At 53.4% G+C, this 6,628-nt stretch carries 6 protein-coding genes; 1 reads left to right on the forward strand and 5 read right to left on the reverse strand.

Going from position 1 to position 6,628, the window contains the following annotated elements; all coding sequences use genetic code 11:
- Positions 1–160: 160 nt before the first annotated feature.
- From RWM61_RS10675 to RWM61_RS10695, 5 genes are all read right to left on the reverse strand, one after another.
- A complete protein-coding gene (locus RWM61_RS10675; protein WP_399538386.1) occupies positions 161–1,165 on the reverse strand; it encodes a PstS family phosphate ABC transporter substrate-binding protein in 1,005 nt (334 codons plus the stop codon).
- A gap of 241 nt (positions 1,166–1,406) precedes the next feature.
- Positions 1,407–2,333, reverse strand: coding sequence for a PstS family phosphate ABC transporter substrate-binding protein (locus RWM61_RS10680; RefSeq protein ID WP_314000469.1), 927 nt, complete (start codon positions 2,331–2,333; stop codon positions 1,407–1,409).
- Between the two features lie 2 nt (positions 2,334–2,335).
- Positions 2,336–2,755 carry a stalk domain-containing protein gene (locus RWM61_RS10685; RefSeq protein ID WP_314000471.1) on the reverse strand — a complete coding sequence of 140 codons (420 nt, stop codon included), beginning with the start codon at positions 2,753–2,755 and terminating at the stop codon, positions 2,336–2,338.
- Between the two features lie 207 nt (positions 2,756–2,962).
- A complete protein-coding gene (locus tag RWM61_RS10690) occupies positions 2,963–3,520 on the reverse strand; it encodes a GNAT family protein (protein WP_314000472.1) in 558 nt (185 codons plus the stop codon).
- Between the two features lie 194 nt (positions 3,521–3,714).
- Complete coding sequence (locus RWM61_RS10695; RefSeq protein WP_314000474.1) at positions 3,715–4,707, reverse strand: aldose 1-epimerase; 993 nt, start codon at positions 4,705–4,707, stop codon at positions 3,715–3,717.
- A gap of 275 nt (positions 4,708–4,982) precedes the next feature.
- On the opposite strand from RWM61_RS10695, the gene RWM61_RS10700 reads away from it, so the two are divergent.
- On the forward strand, positions 4,983–6,628 hold a 1,646-nt coding region (locus RWM61_RS10700), incomplete at its 3' end, for a HAMP domain-containing protein (RefSeq protein WP_314000477.1).

Genomic DNA, 6,628 nt, shown 5'->3' on the forward strand with positions numbered 1-6,628 from the left:
GTGTAAAATGGCGGGCCATTACGATGAATTCACTTCATTTTTTGCACAAAAAGGGAGTTTTATTCATAGCGTTGGTCACGCTATGAAGCAGAACGGCAGAAAAAAGCGATGCCTCCAATTCGAGAGACATCGCTTTTTTTTGTTTTCTGTCAAACGCGGCTTATGCTTCGAGCTTTGCCGCTTCTTCCTGGTACTTCTCGTCCGGCAGCGGGATATAACCGACTTCGCCCGCCATGTTGCCGATATTCTCAATATAATACTGTACGAAGGTTTTCACTTCCGGTCGTTCCATTTCTTTCTTGTTCACGTAGATGAACAGCGGACGGGAAAGCGGGGCGTACGAGCCGTCTTTGATCGTTTCCATGGTCGGTTCGATCGGGCCCTTGCCGCCGTCGATCGGAACGACTTTCAGCTTGTCCTGGTTTTCCTCGTAATAAGCGAAGCCAAAGTACCCGATGCCGTTCTTGTTGCCGCTCACGCCTTGTACGAGCGTGTTGTCGTCTTCGCTGAAGCTGATTTGCGCGTCGTTGCGGATGCCTTTTTTATCCAGAATCGCTTCGTTGAAGTAATCGTACGTGCCGGAGTCCGCGCCCGGCGAGAACATTTTGATTTCCTCGGCCGGCCAGCCGGAGCGCACGTCCGCCCAGGTTTTCACCGTGCTGCCCGTTGCAAACATTTTGTTCAGTTCTTCTACCGTCAGCTTGTCGATGAAATCATTCTCCTTGCTTACGACAACCGACAATCCGTCATAAGCCACGCTCAATTCCGTGTATTCAATGCCTTTATCCTTGCATGCGGCAGCTTCTTCGTCTTTGATCGGACGGGAAGCGTCCGCGATGGCAATTTCGCCGTTGCAGAACTGCTTGAAGCCGCCGCCGGTACCGGAGACGCCCACCGTTACACGGACATCGCCGTTTTCTCTGCCGAACTCTTCAGCCGCCGCTTCCGTCAGCGGGAAAACCGTACTCGAACCGTCGATTGCGATCGTGCCGGACAACGCCACGTTGTCCGCTTGGCCGCCTGCGTTTGTTTTGTTTTCGGCCGCTTGTCCTTCGCCGCCCGCTGCCCCGCCGTTGCCGTTCGCCGCTTTGCCGCAAGCAGCCACAATCAGCACCATCACCATGAACAGCATCAAGAGCCCCATACGTTTGTTACGGTTAAACAACCAGACCACTCCTTAAGTTCTGTTTTTTGTGTCAAACCTTACAAAAAACATCTTACCTAGTGTTTGTAAATCCAATACGCGTATTTTGTAAATTTCATGTTAAAATTCGAGTCCGGTACAGGTTTTGTCGAAAGATTGAATACAACTCGCGATTGTGCCATCCCTCTCCACCAAGCAACCAAAACGAAAAGAGTCCAAAATTCTACAAGAGAATCTCGGACTCTTTCACGATACGCGTTCGTTATTTGATGCGTTTCAGTTGGGTTTTGTACCAATTGTCGGACAAAGCCACGAAACCTATTTCTTTGGACAATTTGCCCGCGTTCTGCAAGTAGAATTGCGTAAACTCCTTTACTTCGGGACGAGTCAATGCTTTTTTATTAACATAAATGAAAAGCGGCCTCGATAACGGAGCATACGTACCATTTGCAATCGTTTTAGGGGATGGAGCGATTGCGCCTTTACCTGCATCGATCGCCACGACCTTCAGCTTGGATTTATTTTCTTCGTAATACGAATATCCGAAATAACCGATCGCATATCTGTCGTTGGCTATACCCGATACGAGAGTGTTGTCGTCTTCGCTGAAAGACATTTGCTTGTCGTTCCGGCTGGATTGCGCCTTGCCGTTGATCGCTTCCGTGAAATAGTCGAATGTACCGGAGTCCGATCCGGGGGAGAAAATCTTAATCGTCTCGTCCGGCCAGTTTGTTCTTACATCCTTCCAGGTCTTAACTGTACTTTCCGGTTTGAAAATCGCATTTAATTCTTCAACCGTCAACTTGTCGACAAATTTGTTTTCCTTACTTACAATAACGGACAAACCGTCATAAGCCACCGTTAATTCAAGGTATTGTATTCCTTTTTCCTTGCACGCTTTTTTCTCGGAATCTTTAATCGGACGGGATGCATTGCTGATTGCCGTTTCTCCCTCGCAAAAACGTTTGAAGCCGCCGCCGGTACCCGAAACGCCCACCGGAACACGAACACCTTTATGTATCTTGCCGAATTCTTCAGCTACCGCTTCCGTTAACGGAAATACCGTACTGGACCCGTCGACATCGATCGACCCCGTCAATTTTGCAGGCGCCGCCTGGGCTGTCGTTGTAAACAACAGACCGATAGCGGCCATAATCAAGACCGGTTTGCTGATCCATTTTTTAAACATTGTCATGCACTCCTAGTTTCATTTTTTTCTTTTACGATTGAATAAGTGCCGGACACTTCCACTAACATGCCCCCGAAAACGGTCTCGATAAATGCCGCGGAAACATAGAGCCGTCCATCCGCAAAAGTAAGCATGCCTTCCTCGAAGAAAAATTGCTTGCCATTATACAACGCGGATTTTTCCACTGCATCGATGATAATACTCAGATCTTCCAGTTCGATAATTGCGGATTTTGTTTCATGATCCCATTCGATTGCGGCCCCCAGATCATTCAAAACTTTTCTGGCCTGAACCAGGTTCCCCGCAGCGCTTTGCTGTTGAGCGGTTACTGCAGGTGAATCGGATTCCGCCGCAGCTGCAGACATGCTTACGGAAGTGAGCATAACAGCAGTGCCAAGAAGGATTGACAGTTTTCTCTTCATCTACATCCTACTTTCATGATTTTGTGGTGTTCCAAACATAGGTACTGATTGACTCCATTCGATCTTAGGATAAATTTGTTAAATTATGCGCATTCCATTGTTTCCTTGCTGTAAAATAGCAGTTAAGATTTTGTAAATCGGTATAAAACAAGAAGTCGACGAACTGTTTTTTTGCTGCTTGCGAATCATTTGAATCATCGGAAATTCCTAAAAGCCGATCCCCTCGCCCTGCATGACGTCGTTCCTCAGCACGCTCATCAGAATAATATCGTGGTAGCGGCCGTTATAGTAATGCGCCTCCCGGAGCCGTCCCTCCTCCCTGAAGCCGCATTTCAGATAGCATCGATAGGCCCGCGTATTATAATCGTACACCTGCAAATAAAGCCGGCGCAGGTTCATCCGGTAAAAAACGAAGCTCCGCATCAAACGGATCGCCTCCGTTCCATAGCCTTGCCCGAACAGTTCCTTCACTCCGATCACGAGTCCGAGCTCGGCCGAACGGTTTTTCCAATCCAGGCGAAAAAGATCGATCTGGCCGATATAGCTTTCCGACTGCAGATCGGCGATGACGAAGCCTTTATGGTCGGATCCGCCGGCCATCGCTCCCTCAAGAAACGCCGTAGTGGCCGGCTCCGAATGGGCATATAAGAAAACATCCGACAGCAGGTTCGTGACTTCAGGGTCGTTCACCCATCGCCGCATCGCGGCAAAATCGTCCCTGCGGTATTCGCGGAGCATGATCCGCTTTCCGTACAAACGCGCCATGCGCAGCCATCCCCTTTTTCCACCGCAGGACCCGTCCTTCACTCATCCGTTGCGAATCGCCGATTGCGGTGCGTCGTGTTTTTCCGATGATTATACTACCGTTTCCCGGCCGCCCGCAATCCATTCCCGCCACGGCAAAAACCCCCGCTTCCCGGGGGTTTCGCTTTTCGTCGCCGCGCGCTGACGCAGAGCGGTTATTTCAAGTACAGCCGGGCCCTCTCTTCCCATATCGCGCCCGGCTCCAGGCCGAACAAACCGATTTCCTCAGCGGGCAGCGCCACGTTCGGCGCATTGACGAGGTTGATTTGCGGCTCCGGACAGAAGAAGCCTTCAGTCGCGAAGTTGTTCCAGATCATCCACTGCTTGTAGGAGGTGCCGACGTCGTAGACGAGCGTCAAACCGAGCTTCGTGTCCGTCAGCTCCATCCGGTTGCGTCCGTTCTGCGGCGCCGCCGTATAATGGTTGTCCATCTCCGCGAAAAACGGATAAACGCCTTCGCCGCGCATCTGCTCCTCTTCCGGCGTCAGCTTCTGGAATTGGCCGGTCGGCAGCATCCGCTCGTCAAGCTCCCAACGGTTGCCGAGCGTCAGCTTCAGCCGGTAATCCTTCGCATTCCCTTCCGGCGCGAAAGGCGCGTTAACCGCGGTATGGAACGCAAGCAGGCAAGGCATCGTCTCGCTGCCCTCGTTGCGAATCAAGACCTGCTGGGACAAGCCCAGCTCGCTAAGTCCGTACCGCAGCGCAATGGTAAAGGCAAAAGGCAAAAACTCATACATCCTATGCGTTTCCGTCACCTTGAGCGAAACCTCGGCATAGCTCTCCCGTTCGTTCGAACCGAAGTGGATCAGCTCCCACTCCGACAAGTGGGCATAGCCGTGCAAATGATTGCCGGTGCTCGCTTCGTTCACGGGGAACTGATACGTCTTCCCGTTCCATGCGAATTTGCCGTCTTCATACCGGTTGGGCGGAAAAAGAACGGGGATGCCGTAAATGCCGGGATTCGCCTTGAACGCTTCCATCTCGTCCGGCTCCGGCTCATGCAGAAAACGGCTTCCCGTCTCGTTATCCCTGAACGCAATCAGGTTGCCGCCGATTTCCGGAAGCAGCGCCGCCTCGAAGCGGCCCGCCTTCAGCCAGACCGCTTTTTCCCCTTGATAAATGCCTTCGAACGCTTCATAGAAAGCCATTGCGCCATCGTTCCCCTTTCTTGATCATCTAAGCTTGAATAACTACGACTAGAATACCACATTCCCGTCGCTCATGCGCCTATCCGTGCGCCGTCCCGATTCATTTCGTTAATTTCGTATAGATTCGACACTTCCCTGTTTCAAAAATCGATCAATCGGGTATATAACCCATTGGATTCTATTTAAACGGCGTCGCCGGTCCGACTACGACCGCGATTCGATCTTTTTCTACAGCAGAGTGGATCTTACTAATTACGTGAGAGAGGATAGTTGCCATGTCGGAGCAGGATCGCAAGCAGGAAGCGGGCAAGGATCAACTCGATACGGGCGAATTGCTCAACGCGTTGATGGCGCTTAAGAAAGGAAACTTCTCGCACCGGATGTCTTATGATTATACCGGCGTCGCGGGGAAGGTTGCGGACACATTCAACGAGATCATGGACATCCAGGAAGCGTTCGTGAACGAGGTGCAAACCGTTGCCCGCGTCGTGGGCAAGGAAGGCATGCTTTCCCGCAGATTCGTCCACAAAAATATGGGCGGCGCGTGGGAAACGACGATCGAGTCGCTGAACGGGCTTGTCGTCGACCTCATTCAACCGACGAGCGAGATGGTCCGCGTTATCAACGCGGTCGCGCAAGGCGACCTGTCCCAGAAGGTGGAGCTTGAATTCGAAGGCCGCGCCCTGACGGGCGAATTCCAGCGCTCGGCGAACAATATCAACATGATGGTGAATCAGCTCAGCACGTTCGCTTCCGAGGTCACGCGCGTCGCGCGCGAGGTCGGCACCGAGGGCATCCTCGGCGGCCAGGCCGACGTCAAGGGGGTGTCCGGCACGTGGAAGGACCTGACCGACAGCGTGAACAACATGGCGAGCAACCTGACCGATCAGGTGCGCAACATCGCCGCGGTGACGACGGCCGTCGCCAAGGGCGACCTGTCCAAGCAAATTACCGTTAACGCGAAGGGCGAAATTCTCGAGCTCAAAAATACGATCAACACGATGGTCGACCAGCTCTCCACCTTCTCGTCCGAGGTTACGCGCGTCGCGCGGGAGGTCGGCACGGAGGGCAAGCTCGGCGGCCAGGCCGACGTCAAAGGCGTGTCCGGCACGTGGCGCGACTTGACGGAAAGCGTCAACTCGATGGCGTCCAACCTGACGAACCAGGTCCGGAACATCGCCGTCGTGACGACCGCCGTGGCGAACGGCGACCTCTCCAAGAAAATTACGGCGGAATTCCAGGGAGAAATTCTCGAACTGAAAAATACGATCAATACGATGGTCGACCAGCTCTCCACCTTCGCCTCCGAGGTTACCAGGGTGGCGCTGGAGGTCGGCACGGAAGGCAAGCTCGGCGGCCAGGCGGAAGTAACCGGCGTCGCCGGCACATGGCGCGATTTGACCGAGTCCGTTAACTACATGGCCTCCAACCTGACGAACCAGGTGCGCAACATCGCCGAGGTGACGACGGCGGTCGCCAAAGGCGATCTGTCCAAAAAAATCACCGTCGACGCCAAGGGCGAAATCCTGCAGCTGTCGAGCACGATTAATACGATGGTCGACCAGCTCAGCAACTTCGCTTCCGAGGTTACCCGCGTCGCACGCGAGGTATCGACGGAAGGCAAGCTCGGCGGCCAGGCCGACGTTCAGGACGTTTCGGGTACTTGGAAGGATTTGACCGACAGCGTTAACTTCATGGCGGGGACGCTCACCGACCAGGTGCGGAACATCGCCGAGGTGACGACTGCCGTTGCGAAGGGCGACCTGTCGAAGCAGATTACCGTCAACGCGAAGGGTGAAATTCTCGAGCTCAAAAACACGATCAACGCGATGGTGGAGCAGCTGTCCACATTCGCCTCCGAGGTCACCAGGGTCGCGCTCGAGGTCGGCACGGCGGGCATACTGGGCGGGCAGGCGCAAGT

Source organism: uncultured Paenibacillus sp., from assembly GCF_963515335.1.
GTDB lineage: Bacteria > Bacillota > Bacilli > Paenibacillales > Paenibacillaceae > Paenibacillus_I.